This window comes from Rhizobium sp. BK602 (genome assembly GCF_014195095.1).
Taxonomy (GTDB): domain Bacteria; phylum Pseudomonadota; class Alphaproteobacteria; order Rhizobiales; family Rhizobiaceae; genus Rhizobium.
This window is the reverse complement of the sequence record NZ_JACIBC010000007.1, coordinates 223242-246972: the sequence shown is the minus strand read 5'-3', so window position 1 is coordinate 246972 and position 23731 is coordinate 223242. Positions and strand designations below refer to the sequence as shown.

The window sequence follows — 23731 nt, the reverse complement described above, 5'->3', positions numbered from 1 at the left end:
GCATCAGTGCACGGCGGTATCCGGCACCACGGCCTCCGCCGCCGGAGCCTCCGGCTGCTTGCGCCGCCTGCGCAGCACGACATAGAAGACCGGGGTCAGGAACAGCCCGAACAGCGTCACGCCGAGCATGCCCGAAAAGACCGCCGTGCCGAGCGACTGGCGCATTTCCGCCCCAGGGCCGGTAGCGATCATCAGCGGCACGACGCCGAAGATGAAGGCAAAGGCGGTCATCAGGATCGGCCGCAGGCGCAGATGGCTGGCCTCGATCGCCGCCTCGACGGCGCTATTGCCCTCCAGTTGCGCTTGCCGGGCGAATTCCACGATCAGGATCGCATTCTTCGCCGCCAGGCCGATCAGCACGATCAGGCCGATCTGCGTCAGGATATTGTTGTCCATGCCCCTCAAATGCACCCCGATCAACGCAGCCAGCACCGCCAGCGGCACGATCAGGATGATCGCAAGCGGCAAGGTCCAGCTTTCATACTGGGCGGCAAGCGCCAGGAAGACGAAGATGACCGACAGGGCGAAAATATAGACCGCCGTATTGCCGGTGTTCTTTTCCTGATAGGCAAGCTCGGTCCATTCGAAGGTCGTGCCTGCTGGCAGCAGGTTCTTCGCCAGCCCCTCCATGGTGTCGAGGGCACTGCCGGTGGAAACGCCGGGACCGGGATTGCCCTGTACCGGAACCGAGACATACATGTTGTAGCGCTGGACGAGCGTCGGGCCGGTCGTATCGCGGATATCGACGAGGGTGCCGAGCGGCACCAATGCGCCGGTCGCCGACCGGACCTTCAGCGCCAGAATGTCCTCACGGTCCATGCGATATTGCTGGTCGGCCTGCGCCCGCACCTGATAGACGCGGCCGAAGGCGTTGAAGTCGTTGACATAGGAAGTGCCGAGATTGATCGACAGGGTTTCGAAGATATTCGGGATCGGCACGTTCAGCGCCCGCGCCTTGTCGCGGTCGATCGCCAGGAAATATTGCGGACTATTTGCCGAGAAGGTGGTGAAGACGCCGGTGACGCCCTTGTTCTGCGCCGCCGCCCCCATGAGCTGGTAGGCAAGAGGCAGGATGCGGCGCATGTCGGGATTTTCCCGGTCCATGATCTGCATCTTGAAGCCGCCGGAATTGCCGACGCCACGGATGGAAGGCGGCGGAATGGCGATGATGAAGGCCTCCTGGATGCCCTGCAGGCTGCCGAAGAGCTGGCCGATGATCTGATTGGCGCTTTCGCCGCTCTTCAGACGCTCCTCGAAGGGGGTGAACGGCGTGAAGATGACGCCGGAGTTCGAGGCATTCGTGAAGGTGGCGCCGTTGAAGCCGGCGAAGGCGACGGCGTTTGCCACGCCGGGCGTCTTCTTGATGATGTCGGTCGCTTTCTCGATGACCGCGTTGGTGCGCGCCAGCGACGCGCCGTCAGGCAGTTGCACGACGACGATGGCATAGCCCTGGTCCATGGTCGGAATGAAGCCTTGCGGCACGATCCTGCCCATATACCAGGTCGCGCCGAGCAGGCCGACGAAGACGACCAGGGCCAAGCCCACGGCGACCCAGGTGCTGACGAAGCGGCGAATGATCCAGGAATAGCCGCGACTCATCGCCTCGAAACCGCGATTGAAGCCGTCGCCGAGAGCGCGGCCGAAGCGCGAGAAGATATTGTTGGATTTCTTGTGGTCATGTGGCCGCAGCACGATGGCGGCGATCGCCGGCGACAGCGTCAGCGAATTCAGGCAGGAGATCGCCGTCGCCACCGAGATCGTCACGGCAAACTGCCGGTAGAACTGGCCCGATATGCCGGGAATGAAGGCCGTCGGCAGGAAGACGGCGATCAGCACCAGCGAGATCGCCAGAACGGCGGTGCCGACCTCGTTCATGGTCACATGCGACGCCTCTTTCGGCGTCATGCCGAGGGCGAGATTGCGCTCGACATTCTCGACCACCACGATGGCGTCGTCGACGACGATGCCGATGGCGAGCACCAGGCCGAACAGCGTCAGCATGTTCAACGAGAAGCCGAAGGCCAGCAGGAAGGCGAAGGTGCCGATCAGCGACACCGGGATCGCGACGATCGGGATGATCGCCGTCCGCCAGGATTGCAGGAAGACCAGCACGACGATGGCGACGAGCACCGCCGCCTCGAAGATCGTCTTGTAGACCTCGTTGATCGATTCCGAGATGAACTCCGTCGGATTGTAGATGATGCGATATTCGAGACCCTGCGGGAAATCCTGCGCCAGGCTCCGCATCGTCTTCTGGATATCGGCGGCGGCATCGAGCGCATTGGTGCCGGGCCGGGCGAAGACGCCGAGCGCGACGGCCGGGCTGCCGTTCAGATAGCTGTTGGTGACGTAATCCTGCGCGCCGAGCTCGATACGCGCCACGTCCTGCAGCTGCACCAGCCGGCCATCGCCCGTCGCCTTGACGATGACGTAGCGGAATTGCCGCGCATCGGAAAAGCGTCCCTGCGTCGTCACCGTATACTGGAAGGCATTGGTGCCGGACACCGGCGGCCCGCCGATCGAGCCGCCCGAGACCTGCACGTTCTGGTCCCTGAGCGCCTGGACGATATCGCCGGCGGTCATGCCGTAGGCGGCGAGCTTCTCCGGATCGAGCCAGATGCGCAGCGAATATTGCCGCTCGCCGAAGAGCTGCACATCACCGACACCGTCGAGACGCACGAGCAGGTCGCGGATGCGGGTGCGGGCGTAGTTGGAGATATAGAGCTGGTCGTAGCGATTGTCGGGCGACAGCAGGTGCACGACCATCATCAGGTCAGGCGAGCTCTTGACCGTGGTGATGCCGATGCGGCGCACCTCTTCGGGCAGGCGCGGCTCGGCGATCGAGACGCGGTTCTGCACCAGCACCTGCGCCTTGTCGAGATCGGTGCCGAGCTTGAAGGTGATGGTCAGCGCCATCGAGCCGTCGGCGCTGGAATAGGAGGACATGTAGAGCATGTCCTCGACGCCGTTGACCTCCTGCTCGATCGGCGTCGCCACCGTATCGGCGATGGTCTGGGCGTCGGCGCCGGGATAGGAGGTGCGCACCACGATGGTCGGCGGCGCAATTTCCGGATATTGCGCCACCGGCAACTGGAAATAGGCGATGCCGCCGACGATCAGCAGCACGATGGACAGGACCGAGGCGAAAATCGGCCGGTCGACGAAGAAATGGGAAAACCTCATTGGTCCGTCCCCTGAGCCGCTGCCTGGGCCGGCGCCTCGTCATTCGGCGCTTCCTGCGGCAGTTCGATCAGTTGCGGAGCGATCTTGACGCCCGGCCGGATGCGCATCAGCCCGTTGACGACGATGGTCTCGTCGCCGGTCATGCCCTCGCGGATGACGCGGTAGCCATAAAGCTTCGGCCCGAGCCGGACGGCCTTCGGCGCGACATTGCCGTCGGCGCCGACCGTATAGACGACGCGCTGGCTCTGATCGGAGCCGATGGCTTCGTCGGGAACGAGGACCGCCTTGTAGCTGTTGGAACCTTCGACCTGGATGCGCCCGAAAAGGCCGGGCTGCAGGACGAAATTCGGATTGGGGAAGCGGGCGCGCACGCGCATCGTGCCGGTTTCGTTGTCGACGCGGTTTTCCGAGAAATCGAGCTTGCCCTTGAACGGCTTCTGGCGCGGATCGGCGATCGTCACGGTGACGTTGAGACCGCCGCCGCCCTGTTGCAGGGCGCTGCCGTGCTTGCGCGCCTCGTCGGCATAGGACAGCAGCCGGCGTTCGTCGACATCGAAATAGAAATCGATCGGATCGAGCGAGACGATGGTGGTCAGGACCGTCTGGTCGGCCTGCACGAGATTGCCGACCGAGATCAGCCGCCGGTCGATGCGGCCGCTGAGCGGCGCGGTGATCTTGGTATATTCCATGTCGAGCGTGGCCCGATCGACGGAGGCCTGCGCGCCGCGAACATTGGCCTGCGCCGAGATCAGGTCGCGGCGGCGGTCGTCGAGATTGGACGCGGACAGGCTGCCGGTGCCCGCCAGGGCCTGCGTGCGGGTAAATTGCGCCTCGGCATTCGTCAGCGTCGACTTCGCGACCTCCAGGGACGCCGTGGCTTCGTTCAGCGCGTTGACATACGGCCGCTGGTCGATGACGAAGAGCAGGTCTCCCTGCTTGACCATGGTGCCGTCTTCAAAATGCACTTCCTGCAGATAGCCGCCGATACGGGAACGGACGGAGACCTCGTCGACCGCCTGGAAGCGCCCGATGAACTCATCGCTGTCGATGACATCCCGGACGACAGGCTTGGCAACCGTGACCGGGGCTGCGGGCGGCGCACTCTGCGCCAACACCTGGGATGCGGTAAGAACGGCAATTGCACAGCTGAATAGAGCGACACGCGCCAGCGTCATGAAGGCCCCCCAAGTAAACCGACGGCGGCAGCGCCGTCGCGTCAATTGTTCATTATGTCTGCCTTGCAATCTCTAAGAGGAACCTGTCGCCCATGGCGAAACCCCAGCAGGTTCCTTCGGACTTTCCCATGTATCGACGCGTCGCGCCGACCCGTCGATCATCCGGCCCAGCCGGCCGGTGATTTCGCATAATGTATAAACCCTTTGTCGAATTCGACAACAGGCAATAGCGCGATACGGCTCGCCGCAACTGTTTGTTTTTTCTAATATTGCAGGTCGATCACAGAGTTATGACGGCAATCGCGACCAAAGAGCTGGGGCGGGAAGCGGAGGCCGCGCCGTTGCTCAGCCTTCGAGCTCTTCCCGCAGCATCTCCAGCTCCAGCCATTCCTCTTCCATCCTGGCCAGGCTGTTACGCAGCTTTTCCATCTCGGCCGCGAGGCGGTTGAATGCCGCCGGATCCTTGGTGAAAAGGTTGGGATCGGCCATCTTCTGTTCGCGCACAGCGATTTCTGCTTCGGCCTTGGCCATCTCCTTCGGCAGGTTCTCCAGCGCGAATTTCTGCTTGTAGGAGAGCTTGCCCTTGCCCTTCGAAGGCTCGGCGCCAGAGGCGGCGGTCGCTTCCGAGGCCTTCGGCTTCTCGGCCGCCTTCTCCGCCCGCCTGCGCTCCTCGATCGCGCCCTTGCGCTGGGCAAGCATGTCGGAATAACCGCCGGCATATTCGATCCAGCGGCCGTCCGGGTCTTCCGGATTGGCCGGTGCGATGGTCGAGGTCACGGTGCGGTCGAGGAAATCGCGGTCGTGGCTGACGAGGATGACCGTGCCGGAAAAGCCGGCGACGATCTCCTGCAGCAGATCGAGCGTCTCGATGTCGAGGTCGTTCGTGGGTTCGTCGAGGATCAGCAGGTTGGTCGGCCGCGACAGGATGCGCGCCAGCATCAGCCGGGCGCGCTCGCCGCCGGAGAGATTCTTGATCGGCGTACGCGCCTGTTCCGGCTGGAACAGGAATTCCTTCATGTAGCCGGTCACATGCCGCTGCTCGCCATTCACAAGCAGGTTCTCGCCGCGGCCGTCGGTCAGGTAGTTGGCGAGCGTGTCTTCCGGATTGAGCTCCTCGCGCTTCTGATCGAGGGTGGCGATCTCCAGATTGGTGCCGAGCTTCACCGTGCCGCTATCCGGCGCGAGTTGGCCGGTCAGCATCTTCAGGAGCGTCGTCTTGCCGGCACCGTTCGGACCGACGAGGCCGATGCAATCGCCGCGATGCACGCGGATCGAAAACGGCGCAACGATAATGCGCTCGTCATAGGCCTTGGTGATCTTGTCCGCCTCGATCACCAGCTTGCCGCTTTCCTGCGCGTCGGCGGCAGCGGCCTGCACCGTGCCCAGAGCGCCCTTGTGACCGCGATGGCGCGCACGCATGTCCTGCAGCTCGCCAAGGCGGCGCATATTGCGCTTGCGCCGCGCGGTGACGCCATAGCGCAGCCAATGTTCCTCGCGCTCGATCGCCTTGCCGAGCTTGTGCTGCTCCAGCTCCTCGGCTTCCAGCACCTGATCGCGCCAGGCCTCGAAATGGGCAAAGCCCTTGTCCAGCCGCCGCGAGGTGCCGCGATCGAGCCAGACGGTCGCGGTCGACACCTTTTCCAGGAAGCGGCGGTCGTGCGAGATCAGCACCAGGGCGCTGCGGCTCTTCTGCAGCTCGCCTTCCAGCCATTCGATGGTCGGCAGATCCAGATGGTTCGTCGGCTCGTCGAGCAGCAGAATATCCGGCTCCGGCGCAAGGACGCGGGCCAGAGCCGCGCGGCGGGCTTCGCCGCCCGAGAGGGTCTTCGGGTCTTCCTCGCCGGTGAGACCGAGATGGGACAGCAGGTAGGTGACGCGATAGGGATCGTCGCCCGGTCCAAGCCCTGCTTCGGCATAGGCCGCCACCGTCTTGTAGCCGGCGAAATCCGGCGCCTGTTCGAGATAGCGCACCGTGGAGGAGGGATGACGGAAGACCTCGCCGGATTGCGCCTCGACCATGTCGGCGGCGATCTTCAGCAGCGTCGACTTGCCCGAGCCGTTGCGGCCGACCAGGCAGATCTTGTCGCCCGACTCGACCTGCAGCCCGGCGCCGGCCAGAAGCGGCGCGCCACCGAAGCTCAGGAAGATATCGTCGAGTTTCAGAATGGGAGGGGCCAAGATCAGACTCCACTAAGATCATAGGGGCGGGCAAGGACGATGGCCCTGCCGCTGCCGAGCGAAAGGCGCACGGGGCCTTCCGCCACATTGGAAATGGTGCGCGATGTGCCGAAGGGCAGATGGAAATCGCGCAGCGGATAGCGGGCATTGTGAATGAACAGGCCCGCCAGGTCGCTGAAGCCGAGAACGGAGAATAGCGAGCCCGCAGGCAGCGCCAGCTCCATGTCGCCCGGCAGCAGCGGCACCGCCTCTTCGTCGCCCGAGGTCAACAGCACGTTAAAGCCCTTTTCGGCAAGCTGGATGCCGTAGAGCAGATGCTGGATCGCATGATCCGAGCGCTCTCCGCCCATGGCGCCGGCAAGGATCAGCCGCGTGGCGCCGCGATCGATCGCTTCCGTGACGGCGATCTCGCCGTCGGTCGCCGCCTTGGCGGCGGGATAGGGCTGCTTTGGCACATCGGGAAAGGCGCCGCGCAGGTCCGGCGGCGTCGAATCGAAATCGCCGACCCAGAGCTCGGGCGTCACGCCGAGCGCCACGGCATGGCGCATGCCGCCATCCGCCGCGATGAAACGACTGCCGGCGACCGCGGCACGCAGCCGGTCCGTCAGGCGCAGCTCGCCGCCGAGCAGGATGGTAAAGGTGGTGGATTGGCTCATGTGCCAAGCCCATAGCGCAAAGACATGGTCCTAGGGAAGAGCGGCGTTGGCGAGAACGCGCCTTGCCGGCTCCTCAGTCGCCCGCTTCCTTGATACTCGCCTGGAAAATATTCTCGTAGCCCGTCACATACCGATCGAACAGCAGCGAGAACCGTTCGATCTCCTCAGGCGTCCAATCGGCGAAGATGCCGCCGATGACGGCATATTTCTGCGCCTGGATCTCCGACAGCAACCGCTGCCCGAGCGTGGTGAGCACGACGACGATCCGCCGCGCATCCGCCTGCGACGCCTTGCGGCGCAGGACGCCGCGCGTCACCATGTCGGCAACGATGCGGCTCGCCCGCGACGGGTCGATGCGCAGATTGTCCGCGATCGTCCCGACGGTCACCTCGCCGGTGGCCTCCGCCCGCCTGACGACGTCGAGCACGTCGAGATGCGAAAGCTCGAGGCCTGGGGCAACATGCTGAATGGCGAGCCTGCCGATCATGCGGCGGCCGGTCAGCACGCGCATGCGTGACATCGCCTGGCCGATGCGCAGGAGATTCTCGTCGTCGGGCAACGTCGGGGCTTCGATTTCCCGTGTGTTCGTAACTGATGTCATCATTTCAACATATCAGAGATGGGCCGGAATTAAAACATGCAAACGGCAATCATCTGCTGTTGACAATTATATGCTGATAGCACATATATTGTCCCGGAACATTCCGCTTTCGAATATCCATCCGAAAACGCCATGCTCCGAATTCAGGAACCGGGGCGTTCCCATGCGTTCGGTCGAGCGCGTAGCGTTCCGGGCAAGCTCGGATTTCTCGTTCCATGGATATGCAAACCACGCCCGCGCCACTCGTGGCAGATCACCGCCGCCGGCTTATTCTCTTCTTTTTCCTGATGACGGCCATGTTCATGGCGACGCTCGACAACCAGATCGTATCGACGGCGCTGCCGACCATCGTCGGCGAGTTCGGGCATCTGGAGCGCTTCGGCTGGATCGGCTCGGCCTATCTGCTCGCCTTGTCCGCCTCCATGCCGGTCTACGGCAAGCTCGGCGATCTCTTCGGCCGCAAATATGTGATGATGGCCGCGATCGCCATCTTCACCGTCGGCTCGGCGGTGTGCGGCCTTGCCATCTCGATGAACACGCTGATCGCCGCCCGCGTGCTGCAGGGTTTCGGCGGCGGCGGCATCCTGGTGTCGATCTTCGCCGTCAATGCCGACCTCTTCGAACCGCGCGAGCGTGCCCGCTACCAGAGCTATTCCAGCCTGGTGCTGATGGCGTCGGGCGCCATCGGCCCGGTCCTGGGCGGCACCATGAGCGATCTCTTTGGCTGGCGCTCGATTTTCCTCGTCAACGTGCCGATCGGCTTCATCGTTCTAGCCGGCCTCGCCGTCATGCTCCCCTACCGCAAGCCCGCCCGCAAGCCGAAGATCGACTATGCCGGCGCGCTGCTGCTGGCGATGACCACCACCAGCATCGTGCTCGCCGCCGACGGCACGGAACTTTTCGGCTCACTGCTGTCGCCGCAATGCCTCGGCATCATCGCCTTCGGCGCGCTCTCGGCCCTCGCCTGGGTCTTCGTCGAGCGCCGTGCTCCCGAACCGATCGTGCCGATGACGCTGTTCCGCAATCCGACCTTCGCCCTGCTGCTGATCATTTCCGTCACCAGCGGCGCGGTCGCCATCGGCATGGTCAATTATTTCGCGCTCTTCCTGCAGACTACGACCGGCCTGTCGCCGTCCATGGCCGGCCTGCTCTTCATCCTGTTGACCGGCGGCATCGTCTGCGGTTCGCTTTCCGCCGGCCGGCTGATCTCGGCCAAAGGCCGCTACAAGCCCTTCGCCATCGCCAGCGCCGCCTGCAGCACCGTCGCCTTCAGCACGCTCGCCTTTGTCCATGCCGGCACGCCCATCGCCGTCATCGGCGCGCTGATGCTGCTGCACGGCATCGGCATCGGCTTGGCGCAGCAGGTGCCGGTCATCGGCGTGCAGAATGCCGCCGCCAGCCGTGACGTCGGCGCGGCCACCGGCGCCGTGACGCTGTCGCGCATGGGCGGCGCCTCGATCGCCATCTCCATCTACGGCGCCATCATCGCCGCCAAGCTCGGCGGCCCCGGCCTTTCCATCGCCGGCGTTCCCGACGTCAAGGAGCTGACGCCGAAGATGATGGCCGCCCTGCCGGACGCCACGCGCGAAGCCGTCGCCAACGCCTATGCCGGCGCCTTCAGCCCGCTATTCCTGACCGCCGCCGCCTTCTGCTGCGCCGGCCTCTTCACGGCGATCTCGCTGAAGAACGTCCAGCTCCCCAGCGCGACGAAGAAGCGCGAGAGCACTGCCGCCGCCGAAGCTGCCGAATAGGCCACGCATCGCTGCAATCGAGAGGGAATCATTCCCCCTCGTCACCCCCCTTGTCATCCCTTCGTCACAGGGCTAAATCTGCCAGCGCTCTAACGGGGTGCCTTATGTCTTTCAAAGACATCTGGCTGAGAGGCCTTCACCAGCCAACCCGCGGAACCTGATCCGGCTAACACCGGCGGAGGGATTAGACGCGTGACGAAATCATGGCGCCCTTTCCCCTTCAAGACGAAACCCAAGAGGAGGCGCTGCCATGCCCAACCGATCGCTGCTGTCCTTGTTCACCGGCCTGGCCCTTGCCGCCGGCACCACGCTTTTTTCCGCCCATGCCGAAGCGGCCGACAAGACGCTCACCATCTACACCTATGAGAGCTTCACTGCCGAATGGGGTCCCGGCCCCAAGGTCAAGGCCGCTTTCGAGAAGACCTGCGGCTGCACCGTCAACTACGTCAGCGTCACCGACGGCGTGGCGCTGCTGTCCCGGCTGAAGCTGGAGGGCACGGGCACCAAGGCCGATATCGTTCTCGGCCTCGACACCAACCTTGTCGACGAGGCCAAGGATACCGGCCTGTTCGAGGCAAGCGGCATCGACACCTCCGGTCTCAAGGTTCCCGGCAATTTCAAGGATGACGTCTTCGTGCCCTATGACTACGGCCATTTCGCCGTCGTCTACGACACCCAGGCGATCAAGACCCCGCCAAAGAGCCTGAAGGAACTGGTCGAGGGCGATCCCCAGCAGAAGATCGTCATCGAGGACCCGCGCACCTCGACGCCGGGCCTCGGCCTGCTGCTCTGGGTCAAGTCGGTCTATGGCGACAAGGCGGGCGACGCCTGGACCAAGCTCAAGGGCCGCATCCTCACCGTGACGCCCGGCTGGTCGGAAGCCTATGACCTCTTCACCAAGGGCGAGGCGCCGATGGTGCTCTCCTATACGACGTCGCCGGCCTACCACATGATCGCCGACAAGACCGACCGCTACCAGGCCGCCGCCTTCTCCGAAGGCCATTATATCCAGATCGAAGTGGCCGGCCTGATCAAATCGTCACCGAACAAGGATCTCGCCCGCGACTTCCTGAAATTCATGATCTCGCCCGGCTTCCAGGACACGATCCCGACCAACAACTGGATGATGCCGGTCTCGGCCACCTCCGAGCCGCTGCCGGATGCCTTCGGCAAGCTGGTCGTCCCGTCCAAGACCTTCCTGATGAGCCCCGATGTGGTCGAGAAGAACCGCAAGGCCTGGATCGACGAATGGCTGACGGCCACCAGCGCGAACTGATAGCGGGATGATACCGACCGCATCCGAGAGAAGGCATGCCATTGCCGGCGGGGCGTTCAGCCTCGCCGGCATTGCGCTTTTCATCGGCCTCGCCGTCATCACCCTGCTGGCCGCCGGCATCGAATCCTCCGGCGGCAATCCGCTGACCGATCCCTATCTTATTCGGGTGCTGCGCTTCACCCTGCTGCAAGCGACGCTCTCCACCCTGCTGTCCGTGGCGCTGGCCATCCCCGTCGCCCGCGCCCTGGCGCGCCAGCCGCATTTTCCCGGCCGGCTCTGGCTGATCCGCCTGATGGCCGTCCCCATGGGCCTGCCGGTGCTGATCGGCGCACTCGGCCTGCTCGGCATCTGGGGACGTCAGGGCATCCTCAATCAGGCGCTGGCCGGGCTCGGCCTGTCGCAGCCGGTCAGCATCTACGGGCTGACCGGCATCCTGCTCGCCCATGTCTTCTTCAACCTGCCGCTCGCCGCCCGCCTGATGCTGGCGGGACTGGAGCGGGTGCCGGCGGAATATTGGCTGATGGCGGGCGGCCTCGGCATGCGCCCCGGCTCGGTCTTCCGCTTCATCGAGTGGCCGCTGCTGCGCGGCCTCATTCCCGGCATCGCCGGGCTGATCTTCATGCTCTGCGCCACCAGCTTCACGCTGGTGCTGATCCTCGGCGGCGGCCCGGCCGCCACCACGATCGAGGTGGCGATCTACCAGGCGCTGCGCTTCGATTTCGATCCCGGCCGGGCCGTCGTCCTGTCATTGCTGCAGATCGTCATCACCGCCGCGGTCCTCGCCTTGATGGCGATGCTTCCGGCGCCGGACGATCACGGGCTGACCAGCGGCCGCGCCGTCAGGCGTATCGACGGCGCCTTGGCCACCGCCCGATGGGCGGACGCCGCGCTGCTGCTGGCCGCCGCCCTGTTCATCGGCTTGCCGCTGGCCTCCGTCGTCGTCACCGGCCTGGAAGCCGACCTCGCCAAGCTCGTCGTCCAGCCGATCTTCCTGCAGGCGACCTTGACCAGCCTTGCCATTGCCCTTGCCGCCGGTCTCCTCGCGGTTCTCGCCTCCTTCGCCATCGTCCGCGCCCGCTCCGTCATCGCGGCCGAGCGCCGAAGCACGACGGGCCTGCGCAGTCTGGCGATCGGCTTGAGCGGCACCTCCTCCTTGGTGCTGCTGGTACCGCCGATCGTATTGGCGACCGGATGGTTCCTGGCGCTCAGGCCGCTCGGTGATCCCGCCCGCGTCGCCGCCCTCCTGATCGTCGCCATCAATGCGCTGATGGCGCTTCCCTTCGTCATCCGCGTCGTCGAGCCGGCCTATGCCGTCCATGTCAGCCGTACAGGTCGCCTGGCGGCAAGCCTCGGGCTCACCGGCCTTGCCCGGCTGCGGCTGGTCGACTGGCCCGGCCTGCGCAAGCCCTTCTTCACGGCGCTCTCCTTCGCCATGGCGCTGTCGCTCGGCGACCTCGGCGCCGTCGCCCTCTTCGGCTCCGACAGCCTGATGACCCTGCCCTGGCTGCTCTACAGCAAGCTCGGCAGCTACCGCACCAACGATGCCGACGGGCTTGCTTTCATCCTCGGGCTGATATGTCTTCTCCTGACCATTGCCGGCACGGCCGGTCAGGGGCTGCGCGACAAGGAAAGCGGACGGAATGACTGACGGACGGGAGATTGCGGCAGGGGGCATCGCGATGCGCGGCGTCGAATTGCGCCTCGGCACGCATGATTTCCGCTTCGACTGCGCTCTGCCGCCGGGCAGGATCATCGCCGTCACCGGCCCATCCGGATCGGGCAAATCGACCTTCCTCAACCTGCTCGCCGGCTTCGAGACACCGGACCGCGGCCACATTCGGCTCGCCGGGCAGGACGTCACGGGCCTGCATCCCTCCGAGCGGCCGGTCTCGCTGGTCTTCCAGGACAACAACCTCTTCGCCCATCTCGATCTCTTCACCAATATCGGTCTCGGCATCCATCCGTCGCTGAAACTGTCGGCGGGTGACCGCGAGAGGATTTCGCAGGCCCTGGCGCGTGTCGGCCTCGCCGGCTACGAAAAGCGCTTACCCGGCACGTTGTCCGGCGGCGAGCGGCAGCGCACCGCCTTCGCCCGGGCGCTGGTGCGCGACAAGCCGATCCTGCTGCTCGACGAGCCCTTCGCCGCGCTCGATCCCGGTCTGCGCGCCGGCATGGCCGAACTCTTGACGGCGCTCCATCGCGAGACCGGCAATACCGTGCTGCTGGTGTCGCACGATCCGGCGGAAGTCCGGCGCCTTGCCGATCATGCTGTTTTCATCGAGAGCGGTGCGATCCGGCTTTCGGCGCCGATCAAGGACTTCCTGACGCAAGGCGGCATCCCGGCGCTGACCACATTTTTGCAACATTAAGTGCAATGCAGCATTCGGGCGGCGATTTTGCCTTAATTTCGTCTCGGCATCCGGTTGAAAGTCCTGGTAAATGCTTGCCAAAATACAACGCAGTCACAATTAAGCGGAGTCTCGCTATGCAACGGCTGCCGAAATCGGCTACAGCAAAAGCTTGGATCATCCGGTTGAACTCAGGTCTGATCGCGATGGATGCAATCTTATACGACACGCGGCCATGATCGGCCGGGTCATGATCAGGCAAGTTTGGCGCCCAGCCGGTATGGCAGCGAAATGAGTGGGATACAGGCACTGAAGCAAAGCAAGCACGCAGAACGAAGGATCAGCGCGATCACCGCCGCCCATGCGCGCCGCTTCGCCGTCGTCCTTCTGGCCGCGACGGTGCTCAACAGCTGCCAGTCGGTGATGGACCAGTCCTATCAGCCGAACGTCTCGCCCTCGGCCAATCCGCAGATCGTTTCCGAGGTACAGAAGAACGACCCGCGCGCGCAGATGGGCGCCCGCGAGCATCCTCGTATTCTCGCGAGCTATGGCGGCGAGTACAAGGACGCCAAGACCGAGCGCCTCGTCGCCCGCATCGCCGGCGCGCTGACCAGCGTCTCGGAAAATCCGCAGCAGTCCTACCGCATCACCATCCTCAATTCGCCATCGATCAACGCGTTTGCGCTGCCCGGCGGCTATCTCTACGTCACGCGCGGCCTGTTGGCGCTCGCCAACGACGCCTCGGAGGTCGCCGCCGTGCTGTCGCACGAAATGGCGCATGTCACCGCCAATCACGGCATCGAGCGCCAGAAGCGCGAGGAGGCCGAGGTCATCGCCAGCCGCGTCGTCGCGGAAGTCTTGTCGAGCGATCTGGCCGGCAAGCAGGCGCTCGCCCGCGGCAAGCTGCGGCTGGCCGCCTTCTCGCGCCAGCAGGAGCTGCAGGCCGACGAGATCGGCATCCGCACGCTCGGCCAGGCCGGCTACGACCCCTATGCCGCCGCCCGCTTCCTCAATGCCATGGAAGACTACAGCCGCTTCATGACGGCCAATTCCGACGCCGACCAGAGCCTGGACTTCCTGTCGAGCCACCCGAGCACGCCGCAGCGCATCGACCTTGCCAAAAGCCACGCGCGCGAATTCGGCGAGGAAGGCAAGGTCGGCGACACCGGGCGCGACTATTATCTAAACGGGATCGACGGCCTGCTTTACGGCGACAGCCCGGAAGAGGGCTATGTGCGCGGCCAGACCTTCCTGCATGGCGGTCTCGGCATCCGTTTCGACGTGCCGCCCGACTTCCGCATCGACAACAAGGTCGAGGCTGTGATGGCGACCGGCCCCGGCGATATTGCCATCCGCTTCGACGGCGTCGCCGACAGCCAGAACCAGAATCTCACGAATTATATTTCCAGCGGCTGGGTTACCGGCCTCGATCCCAATTCGATCAGGCCGATCACGGTCAACGGCATGGAGGCGGCAACCGCGCGCGCTTCGGCCGACCGCTGGGATTTCGATGTCACCGTCGTGCGCGACCGCTCGCAGATCTTCCGCTTCCTGACGGCGGTGCCGAAAGGCAATGTCACGCAGCTGGAGCAGACCGCCAATGTGCTGCGGTCGAGCTTCCGGCACATGACACCGGAAGAGGCCTCGTCGCTGAAGCCGCTGCGCGTCCGGGTCGTCACCGTCAAGGCGGGCGACACCATCACCACGCTCGCCGCACGCATGATGGGCACCGACCGCAAGCTCGATCTGTTCAAGCTGATCAACGCATTGCCGACCGGCGCCTCGATCGCACCGGGTGACAGGGTCAAGATTATCTCGGAATAGCAATATACCCGGCTTCGCCCCTACGGGGAGAAGGTGCGCGGTGTGCACGGCTGACTGGCATCGCCGCAGCGCTGCCCTTCGCCCGCGCCAAAGACGTTGGGAAACGAACGCTCCTCGTCCCCTTATCCGCCCCCGGCCCCTTCTCCCCGAGGGGAGAACGATGTGTCACGCATAGCTCGCCATGCGCGGATCGGCGTCGACCAGCGCGCTGCGCAGCTTTTCCATGGCGCGGCTCTCGATCTGGCGCACGCGTTCCTTGGAAATTCCGAGATCGGCGCCCAGCTCCTCCAGCGTCGCGCCGTCCTCGACCAGCCTGCGAGCACGGATGATCTTCATCTCGCGCTCGTTCAGATGCTTCAGCGCGGAGGCCAGCCAGATGCGGCGGCGCTCGCCGTCGATCATGTTGGAAACCTGCTCGTCCGGCAAAGGCTCGTCGCTGATCAGGAAGTCCATCCGTTCCGCACTTTCGGCGTCGCCGGAGATCGACGGCGCTTGCAGCGAGGCATCATTGCTGGAAAGACGCGCATCCATGGTCTGCACGTCGGCGAGGCTGACTCCGAGGGCGACGGCGATTTCCTCATGGATGGACTGGACGGTGACGCCGGTATTGCCCCTGGCGAGCTTGGCGCGCAGCCGGCGGAGATTGAAGAACAGCGCCTTTTGCGCCGAACTCGTGCCGCCGCGCACGATCGACCAGTTGCGCAGGATATAATCCTGGATCGAGGCGCGGATCCACCAGCTTGCATAGGTCGAAAAACGCACTTCCCGTTCCGGTTCGAACCTTGCCGCCGCTTCGAGGAGCCCTACATAGCCTTCTTGTACCAGGTCGCTCATCGGCAGGCCGAAATTGCGGAATTTCCCCGCCATGGAAATGACGAGCCGCATATGGGCGGTGGCGATCTGATTGCGGGCACTACGGTCGTCGTGATCCTTCCAGCGGATGGCGAGATCGTGCTCTTCGTCGCGGGCGAGATAAGGAGCGGCCATTGCGATCTTTATCATGCGCCGATCTGCGGACATATTCATATGTATCTCCCTAAAATTCGGCCCAATGATCGTTTCCGTGCCGCGGTCGATGAAAAAGGCAGCAAACATCATCTCCGAACATTGCTGCGCGGATGAAAATCTATGAATGGAATGCAATTGGAGACCGATGCCCGGAAAATCCGGACGGTCGGTTACGGGTCTAGCTCGATTTCGCTGAAATAACCTGGCGAGCGAAGTGGCTTCAGATCGCCGGGAAATTTCCAATCAGAATGCATGGGCCGGTCCTCGTGACGTCAATGGAAACGACCGATTGAGAAGACTCGCATCACGCGAAAACCCACAATCCGCCGCAAAACTCGAGGCATAAACGCAGCAGGCGGCAAAAGGTTCCAAAGAAAAAACCCGGCACGAGGGCCGGGTTTTTTGGATAGGATATTTTGGCTTCGGCTTATGCGGCTTCGTCCTGGGAATCGTCTTCCTCGACAACCTTGCCACGCTTCGGGCCCTTGTTCAGATTGGCCTCGACGAGACGAACGGCCTCGGTCTCGGACATCTTGTTGACGGCGGCGATCTCGCGCGCCATGCGATCGAGCGCAGCTTCGTAGAGCTGACGTTCGGAATAGGACTGCTCCGGCTGATTTTCGGCGCGATACAGATCGCGAACCACCTCGGCAATGGAGATCAGATCGCCGGAATTGATCTTGGCATCATATTCCTGGGCACGGCGCGACCACATGGTACGCTTCACGCGGGCCTTGCCCTGGACGACCTTCAGAGCACGATCGACGAAATCCGTCTCGGAAAGCTTACGCATGCCAATGCTCATGGCCTTGGCCACGGGCACCTTCAGACGCATCTTGTCTTTTTCGAAGTCGATCACAAAAAGCTCAAGCTTCATGCCTGCGACTTCCTGCTCTTCAATTGCGGTGATCGTACCAACGCCGTGAGCGGGATATACGATCGATTCACCATTCTTGAAGCCATGGCGTGCTGCTGAAGGTTTTTTCTGCTGGGTCGTCATTCTTTTCAAAAACTCCCTGTTACGCACCCGGCAAGGACCGGGGCCGGGTCAGTCAGGCCCGGATGAGACGGAAGCACCGTCGGGTGACTTCATCCTGGTCCAGCCAGACGCATGCAAAAAGAAATCCGTTCATCGCGATCCCAGACCCGACAACTCAAATCGTTGATATGTCAAGGAAACCGCGTACGGATTGGTTATTTGCTTTCGTGATGGTTTGGGGCACGCGAAGTGCCGCAGGTGGATCAGTGTGAGGAAGCTATCACAAAAATCTGAGGAAATCAATAATTTGCTTTACACGCGCCACATTGGCGACGTTGACCGCGCTTGTCGGCCAACGGCAATGATTCGTCTCGATGTCCTACCGACTACACCTTAATCGCCGGTCTGTCACGGCCTTCGATCAGTCGCCGGAGCCGGGATTGGCCGAGAAATACTTCTCGAACTTGCCCTCTTCGCCGTCCATTTCCTTGGCTTCCGGCAAGGCATCGCGCTTCACCGTGATGTTTGGCCAGATCGCCGCATATTCGGCGTTGATCTTCAGCCATTTGTCGAGGCCCGGCTCGGTATCCGGCTTGATCGCCTCGGCGGGACATTCCGGCTCGCAGACGCCACAGTCGATGCACTCGTCCGGATGGATGACCAGGAAATTCTCGCCCTCGTAGAAGCAGTCGACGGGGCAGACTTCCACGCAGTCGGTATATTTGCAGCGAACGCAATTATCGGTCACGACATATGTCATGAAGCACTCCAGGAATGGCTCTAGTTTTCCGTGGGCGCGCAACCTGGAACGTCGCGCCTTTCCCTCGGAAGCCGGAGCGGACAGGCCGATGCGCGGAGCGCAAGCATGCCGCCCGGCTTGTTACCAGCGGGTTGACCGTCAGGTATCGACTTTATCCGCCAATTTCAAGGAGAAACAATCCGGAAAAACCCGGTGGGCGGACAGAGTTTTCTAATCGTCGTCGGATGTCAGCCGATCGATGGCGCGCCGATCGCGTTTGGTCGGCCGGCCGCTGCCCGGCGCACGCAGCGCCTGCTCGAAGGGCGTGAGACGTTTTGTCTCATCCGCCGGCGGCGTCAGATCCTCGTAAAGCAGCTTCGCTTCCTCGAAGGGACCCCGACGCTCGCCTGGCTGACGCACGATCAGGACGATATCGCGCCGCTCCAGCGAAAGCTCGATCCGGTCGCCCACTTTGACGCCATGGCTCGGCTGAACCACCCGCTCGCCGTTCACCCGCACGCTGCCGTTCTGCACATAGACCTGCGCCAGCGAGCGCGATTTTACCATGCGGGCAAAGAACAGCCATTTGTCGATGCGCTGGCGCGAACCGGAAAATGGCTGCCTTGTGTCCGTCATGGCTTATTTCTTCATCTGCTCCTTGAGGGCAGCGAGCTTGGCGAAAGGTGAATCCGGATCGATCGGCTTCTCCTTGCGCGGCGGCTTGGCTTCGAAGCGCAGCGGCTGCGACGAACCGCGATTGTTGCGGTCGTTGCGATCATTGCGCTCCTTCCGCTCGCCGCGATCCTGACGGTCGTTGCGGTCGGAACGATTGCCCTGGTGCTGCGGACGGCCACCATCGCGATTGCCCCGCGGACCCTTGTTGTCGCCGCGGGCTTCGCGCCCTTCGCGATTGTCCCGGCCGTCGCGCTTGCCTTCGCCGCTTGCCTGCGCCTGCTCACCGCCGCGGCGGTTGCCCTGATAGCCGCGTCCCTCGCCCTGGCCCTGCTGGCCGCGACGATCGCCATGGCCACGGCCGCCCTGGCGCTGCTGGTTGTCGCCGCGCCCGCCAAGGCGCCACAACAGAACCGGCTTCGGCTCGACCGGCTCGGCGGCGGCCTCCGCGTCGGCGGCAGCGGCCGCTGTTTCCTCAACAGCCGCAACTGGCTCAACCGGTGCTTCCGCAGCCGGAGCCGCGTCCTGTGCAGCGGCGGTATTTTCCGTAGCCGGCTCATCGCCCGCGCCATCGGCATCGTCATGATCGGCCTTCTCGACCGATGCTTCGGCAGCCTGCGGCGCCGGAGCCGAGGACGCATCCTGCTGCGCGAGGAAGGCTGCCGCCTCCTCCGCCTTCACGGCATCGGCACGATAGCCGAGACCCTTGAGGATCTCTTCCATGTCTTCCAGCGTCGCGCCGAGGATGGAGAGCATCGCCGTCGTCGTGGTGAAGCGGCGGCCGTCATAGGCGCCTTCCGGACGCGAGGCCTGGCCGGGCTTCCACTGCAGCAGCGGACGGATGATGTCCGCCAGACGCTCGAGGATGTCGATGCGCACCGCGCGCTTGCCGAGGAAACGGAAGCCGGCGAGCTTGTAGAAGGTGCGCTCGAAGCTCGGATCGGTGACAACGGAGGTGCGGCCGGCGGCCAGCACCGGAATCAGGTCGCCATAGCCCGGCTTGTCGAGTCCGTCGTTTTTCAATGCCCAGAGCAGGGTGATGAGCTCGGCCGGAGCCGGCTTCAGGAGAGCCGGCACGAAGATATGATAGGCGCCGAAGCGGACGCCGTAGCGGCGCATCGAGGCGCGCGCATCCTGATCCAGCGACTTCACCTCCTCGGTGACGTCGCGGCGGAAGAGGACGCCGAGATTTTCGACGAGCTGGAAGGCCAGCCCCTTGGCGAGACCCTGCAGATCCTCGGCGCGCTGGAGGTCGTCGAGCGGCTTCAGGATGGTGCTGACATGATGATTCACGAAGCGCTCGATGCGTGCGGCGACATGATCGCGCGCATTGCCCGTCAGCTGCTCGTCGGCGAGCAGGATGACGCGCGGCCGCATGATATGATCGCTGCCCGACAGGCGCGCCACGGGATCGCCGAGCCAACGGACGAGGCCATCGGCGCTGATCGCCAGATCGCTGTTGCCGGCCGCATGGATGCGGGCGGCGCGCGCCTCGAACTCCAGCGCCAGCGCCTTCTGCGAGGCGGTCTGGACAGCCTTGGCGTCCGGCCCCTCGGTTCCCGCGATTGGCGTGAACCGGAATCCGGTCAACTGCCCCACATGATGCCCCTCGACGAAGACATCCCCATTCACACTGATTTCAGCTTCCAGCATCGCATTCTCTCTCAGGCGCTTCATGAGCACAGATGTCCTGCGATCAACAAAGCGTTTCGTCAACCTCTCATGTAACGCATCGGACAATCGATCTTCGATTTCCCGCGTCTTTTCTTGCCAGTGTGTCGGATCGGCAAGCCAACCTGGCCGGTTCGACACATAGGTCCAAGTCCTTATCTGCGCGATTCGCGCCGAAAGCGTGTCGATCTCGCCATCCGTGCGATCGGCGCGGTGCACCTGCTCGGCAAGGAAGTCCTCTTTCACCGTGCCATAGCGCACGAGGTCGGAAAAGAGGGTAGCGATAAGATCGGCATGCTGGGCAGGCGTAATGCGCCGATAGTCCGGAAGCGCACAGGCTTCCCATAATTTTTCCACGCGCGCCGGATTGCTGGCGAGATCGGCGATCTCAAGGTCCCGCGACAGATATTCCAGCGCCTGCTGGTCGACCGCCGGCAGCGCCCGCGTCAGCCCCTGAACGCGCGGCGCGCTTTCAAGGCTGGCGCGCAACGCGGCGATCGAGGAGAAATCGAATTCCTTGGTGCGCCATTGCAGCACCTTGACCGTATCGAACTCGTGACCCTCGATCCGCCGCACCAGCTCGTCATCGAAGGGATCGACCTGGCCGGTGACGCCGAAGGTGCCGTCCTTGAGGTGACGACCGGCGCGGCCGGCGATCTGGCCGAGCTCGGCCGGATTGAGATTGCGGAACTGGTAGCCGTCGAACTTGCGGTCCTGGGCAAAAGCGACATGATCGACATCGAGGTTGAGGCCCATGCCGATCGCATCGGTCGCCACCAGATATTCGACGTCGCCGGCCTGATAGAGCGCCACCTGGGCGTTGCGGGTGCGCGGGCTGAGCGCGCCGAGCACGACCGCCGCGCCGCCGCGCTGACGGCGGATGAGTTCGGCGATGGCATAGACCTCGTCAGCCGAGAAGGCGACGATCGCGGTGCGCTGCGGCAGGCGGGTGATCTTCTTTTGCCCGGCATAGAAGAGATGCGACAGGCGCGGCCGCTCGACGACGGTGATCCCCGGCAGCAGCTGCTCGAGGATCGGCCGCATCGTGCCGGCGCCGAGCAGCAGCGTCTCGTCGCGGCCGCGCAGATGCAGGATGCGGTCGGTGAAGATATGGCCGCGCTCCAGATCGCCGGCGAGCTGCACCTCGTCGATGGCGACGAAGGAGGCGCGCGTGTCGCGCGGCATGGCTTCGACGGTACAGACCGAATAGCGCGCATTGGGCGGCGAGATCTTCTCCTCGCCGGTAACCAGCGCGACGTTCTGGGCACCGACCTTCTCGACGACACGACTATAGACCTCACGCGCCAACAGCCGCAGCGGCAGGCCGATCACGCCATTGCCGTGCGCCACCATGCGCTCGATGGCATAATGGGTTTTGCCGGTATTGGTCGGTCCGAGCACCGCGGTCACACCGCGTCCACTCAGGATCATTGGCTGCGAGGTTTGAGTCATAGGTCCATGCATGCGCGAGAAACCACTGTCTTGCGATCAGCAAGCTCCCCAGGGAAGAGAAGAACAGATGACGACCATATGTGACAAAGGCAAGACCTGAATCAAAAAACAACCGCCGCAACATTCGATTTCATAATTGGCGACCTCAACCATAAGCTACATCGCGGCCACAGCCAGAACGAGTCCCGACGAGTCCGGAACAGCTTGAGAACGAATCGGCGACGAATCGCTGACTCCTCATCGTTCTCTTTCCGTTCACCACCATATATGGATATCCACGTATCGATTCCCACCAGATACTGAATCATATCGGGACTCGCGTTTTTCGAAGAAACAGAGTCAAGCAATGATCCGCTCAAAGCTGGAAGGCAAATCGAAGATCATGGTTAACCAATTGTAAAGTCCTATAATTTTCCGAGGAATCCGGCTTAGCATACTGTCTTGTTAAGATTCGGGTCAAAGCCCGAACGAATCGGCGACGAATCGCTGACTGCGATAAATTCCCCGTTTGTTCTCCACAAGATCTAGCGTCTCAGCGATCAAAACACACAGGACTCTGCATGGTAGAGGCGCCGATTCCGACCGAATCGGTGATTGCAATTAACCTTTAAGCGAAATGGAGCAATTCGACTCGAAAATCTATCGTAAAAGTTGAACACATTAACACATCGATCAAAGCCGGAACGAATCGGCGACGAATCGCTGATTCCATCGGGTATCGCATTTGTTCACGGCTAGATGTAGCGTACCGACCGCAAGCCCCCTCCAGATCGAGATCGGGATGCAATGCCGGCTTGGCTGGCGACACGTCCGATCTTAACGCTTTGCCGCGAGGAAGCACTACTTTTCGGCGATCGAGCACGACGCCATGCCCGCGCGGAAGCTCACCCCCTGTTGCCATCGATAGCGCCGCAGCGTTAACCAAAGGCCAAATGCGGAACGAACAGCTGACGAATCACGGACATCGGAATTTTCCCGTTTCGTTCACTACAACATATTGTATTTAAATAGATTTTTAACCATAAGAGTGAGCTGTTCGGACCTGATTCCGGCCACGTCGCGAGCTCGTTCGTTAACGTTTTAGCGACCCGTGCCGACCTGCTTTGCCGGCCTCTGTTATTTCTGAGCCGGAACAATTTCCGCCGGCGCGAGTTTCTGTCTCTAGCGAAAGCCGATACGCCATCCGCTTGGTAGGAGCGAAACGATAGGGCGCATCGGTCGGAGCAGCGTTGCACGGGCGCAATCCCACGCGGGCGCATGCTCCAGACGCTGGACGCGGAGGAAACAAGCCATGCTTGGCACGATATTGCTCGTCATCCTGATTCTGCTGCTGATCGGCGCACTCCCCAGCTGGGGATACAGCCGAGCCTGGGGATATGGTCCATCTGGCGGTCTTGGCCTCGTTCTTGTCATTGTTCTCATTCTACTGCTGATGGGCCGGATCTGATCCGGCTGACAATATTGAAAACCTCGCTACATCAGGGAGCAAATACCATGAAGAAAGTCATCGTCGCGATTGCGCTGGTCGGGGCACTTGCCTCGTGCACCGCAACGGAAAAAGGGACGGCCATCGGCGCGGGAACCGGCGCGCTGATTGGCGGCGTCGCCACCAATAGCTGGGGCGGTGCCGCGGTCGGCGCTGTTGCGGGCGGTGTTGTCGGCAATCTTATCGGCCGCTCTCACGAGCGCCGCGGCTATTGCATCTATCGCGACCGCTACGGCAATCGCTACGAGGCTCGTTGCCGCTAAAACATGTCGCGCAAAAGCGTGCAGCGGTTTTGCGACCACGACATGCGCAACATCAAAGACCTAAAGCGCAAGACGCGAATCTGAAAGATCGCGATGCACTTTGGGACATGACCGGCGGAAGCCGGCTATGCGCGGCCGGTCGTTGATGTATCATTGGCGACCGGTCGATACCGTAGCGGCAGCATATCGAGGAGATGCCGCGACGAGACGTTTACCTCGCGCCAGCGCGGGGAATACGGTCAATGATAGGAGGAGGAAACGGCATCATGGTCTTGATCATCGCAAGCATCGCAGCGCTCGCCCTCGTCGGCACGAGTTTCATCGTGCTCGTTTACGCCTCGCGGGTCCGCGATCGGGAAATGCGCCGCATGGTCTTCAAGCCCGTCGTCCTCGAATTCAAGCCGAGACAGCAGCATTCCACGAATTCTCGCGGACGGTGATCGCCGGGCGCTCCCGGCGATCACCGTCC

18 protein-coding genes and 1 riboswitch are annotated in these 23731 nt (G+C 63.0%); of the genes, 8 read left to right on the top strand and 10 right to left on the bottom strand.

All coding sequences use genetic code 11. The features are described 5' to 3' along the window. Positions 1–3: 3 nt before the first annotated feature. From FHX11_RS22895 to FHX11_RS22875, 5 genes are all read right to left on the bottom strand, one after another. Positions 4–3183 carry a multidrug efflux RND transporter permease subunit gene (locus FHX11_RS22895; protein WP_184361280.1) on the bottom strand — a complete coding sequence of 1060 codons (3180 nt, stop codon included), beginning with the start codon at positions 3181–3183 and terminating at the stop codon, positions 4–6. After that, the gene (locus tag FHX11_RS22890; RefSeq protein ID WP_184361277.1) at positions 3180–4358 is read right to left on the bottom strand and encodes an efflux RND transporter periplasmic adaptor subunit; all 1179 of its coding nucleotides are present in this window, start codon (positions 4356–4358) and stop codon (positions 3180–3182) included. Before FHX11_RS22890 ends, FHX11_RS22895 begins: the two co-directional genes overlap by 4 nt. Before the next feature lie 345 nt (positions 4359–4703). Beyond that, positions 4704–6536 carry an ABC-F family ATP-binding cassette domain-containing protein gene (locus FHX11_RS22885; protein ID WP_184361274.1) on the bottom strand — a complete coding sequence of 611 codons (1833 nt, stop codon included), beginning with the start codon at positions 6534–6536 and terminating at the stop codon, positions 4704–4706. A gap of 2 nt (positions 6537–6538) precedes the next feature. Then, entirely contained in the window at positions 6539–7192 is a 654-nt protein-coding gene (locus tag FHX11_RS22880) for a thiamine diphosphokinase (protein ID WP_184361271.1), read from the bottom strand. Between the two features lie 73 nt (positions 7193–7265). After that, positions 7266–7793 (bottom strand): MarR family winged helix-turn-helix transcriptional regulator, encoded by a 528-nt coding sequence (locus FHX11_RS22875; RefSeq protein WP_184361590.1) that lies wholly within the window; start codon positions 7791–7793, stop codon positions 7266–7268. Positions 7794–8008: 215 nt separating this feature from the next. Between FHX11_RS22875 and FHX11_RS22870 the strand changes: the two genes are divergently transcribed. The 5 genes from FHX11_RS22870 (at position 8009) to FHX11_RS22850 (ending at position 14992) form a co-directional block, all read left to right on the top strand. Next, positions 8009–9544, top strand: a complete 1536-nt coding sequence (locus tag FHX11_RS22870; protein ID WP_184361268.1) for an MDR family MFS transporter — start codon at positions 8009–8011, stop codon at positions 9542–9544. Positions 9545–9627: 83 nt separating this feature from the next. Beyond that, a riboswitch (TPP riboswitch) is annotated at positions 9628–9745 on the top strand. A gap of 49 nt (positions 9746–9794) precedes the next feature. Then, the gene (gene thiB / locus FHX11_RS22865; RefSeq protein WP_184361265.1) at positions 9795–10820 is read left to right on the top strand and encodes a thiamine ABC transporter substrate binding subunit; all 1026 of its coding nucleotides are present in this window, start codon (positions 9795–9797) and stop codon (positions 10818–10820) included. Positions 10821–10827: 7 nt separating this feature from the next. Next, positions 10828–12468 (top strand): thiamine/thiamine pyrophosphate ABC transporter permease ThiP, encoded by a 1641-nt coding sequence (thiP, locus tag FHX11_RS22860; protein ID WP_184361262.1) that lies wholly within the window; start codon positions 10828–10830, stop codon positions 12466–12468. Beyond that, on the top strand, positions 12461–13189 hold the full coding sequence (locus FHX11_RS22855; protein WP_184361259.1) for an ATP-binding cassette domain-containing protein: 729 nt from the start codon (positions 12461–12463) through the stop codon (positions 13187–13189). Before thiP ends, FHX11_RS22855 begins: the two co-directional genes overlap by 8 nt. A 402-nt stretch (positions 13190–13591) precedes the next feature. After that, complete coding sequence (locus FHX11_RS22850) at positions 13592–14992, top strand: M48 family metalloprotease (protein ID WP_246781127.1); 1401 nt, start codon at positions 13592–13594, stop codon at positions 14990–14992. 165 nt (positions 14993–15157) lie between these two features. On the opposite strand, the gene FHX11_RS22845 is transcribed toward FHX11_RS22850, so the two are convergent. The 5 genes from FHX11_RS22845 to FHX11_RS22825 all read right to left on the bottom strand — a co-directional run bounded on the left by FHX11_RS22845 (position 15158) and on the right by FHX11_RS22825 (position 21513). Then, positions 15158–16018 (bottom strand): RNA polymerase factor sigma-32, encoded by an 861-nt coding sequence (locus FHX11_RS22845; protein ID WP_184361257.1) that lies wholly within the window; start codon positions 16016–16018, stop codon positions 15158–15160. Positions 16019–16427: 409 nt separating this feature from the next. Then, entirely contained in the window at positions 16428–17000 is a 573-nt protein-coding gene (locus FHX11_RS22840) for a CarD family transcriptional regulator (protein WP_184361254.1), read from the bottom strand. A gap of 400 nt (positions 17001–17400) precedes the next feature. After that, a complete protein-coding gene (gene fdxA / locus FHX11_RS22835; RefSeq protein ID WP_184361251.1) occupies positions 17401–17739 on the bottom strand; it encodes a ferredoxin FdxA in 339 nt (112 codons plus the stop codon). A gap of 210 nt (positions 17740–17949) precedes the next feature. Further along, on the bottom strand, positions 17950–18354 hold the full coding sequence (locus FHX11_RS22830) for an RNA-binding S4 domain-containing protein (protein WP_184361248.1): 405 nt from the start codon (positions 18352–18354) through the stop codon (positions 17950–17952). A gap of 3 nt (positions 18355–18357) precedes the next feature. Then, on the bottom strand, positions 18358–21513 hold the full coding sequence (locus FHX11_RS22825) for a helicase-related protein (RefSeq protein ID WP_184361245.1): 3156 nt from the start codon (positions 21511–21513) through the stop codon (positions 18358–18360). Positions 21514–22804: 1291 nt separating this feature from the next. On the opposite strand from FHX11_RS22825, the gene FHX11_RS22820 reads away from it, so the two are divergent. From FHX11_RS22820 to FHX11_RS22810, 3 genes are all read left to right on the top strand, one after another. Further along, positions 22805–22960: a DUF3309 family protein gene (locus FHX11_RS22820; RefSeq protein ID WP_184361243.1), complete on the top strand. Its 156-nt coding sequence runs from the start codon at positions 22805–22807 to the stop codon at positions 22958–22960. A 47-nt stretch (positions 22961–23007) separates the two neighbouring features. Then, positions 23008–23262, top strand: a complete 255-nt coding sequence (locus tag FHX11_RS22815; protein ID WP_184361240.1) for a YMGG-like glycine zipper-containing protein — start codon at positions 23008–23010, stop codon at positions 23260–23262. A 266-nt stretch (positions 23263–23528) separates the two neighbouring features. Next, positions 23529–23702 (top strand): hypothetical protein, encoded by a 174-nt coding sequence (locus tag FHX11_RS22810; protein ID WP_184361237.1) that lies wholly within the window; start codon positions 23529–23531, stop codon positions 23700–23702. Positions 23703–23731 lie beyond the last annotated feature (29 nt).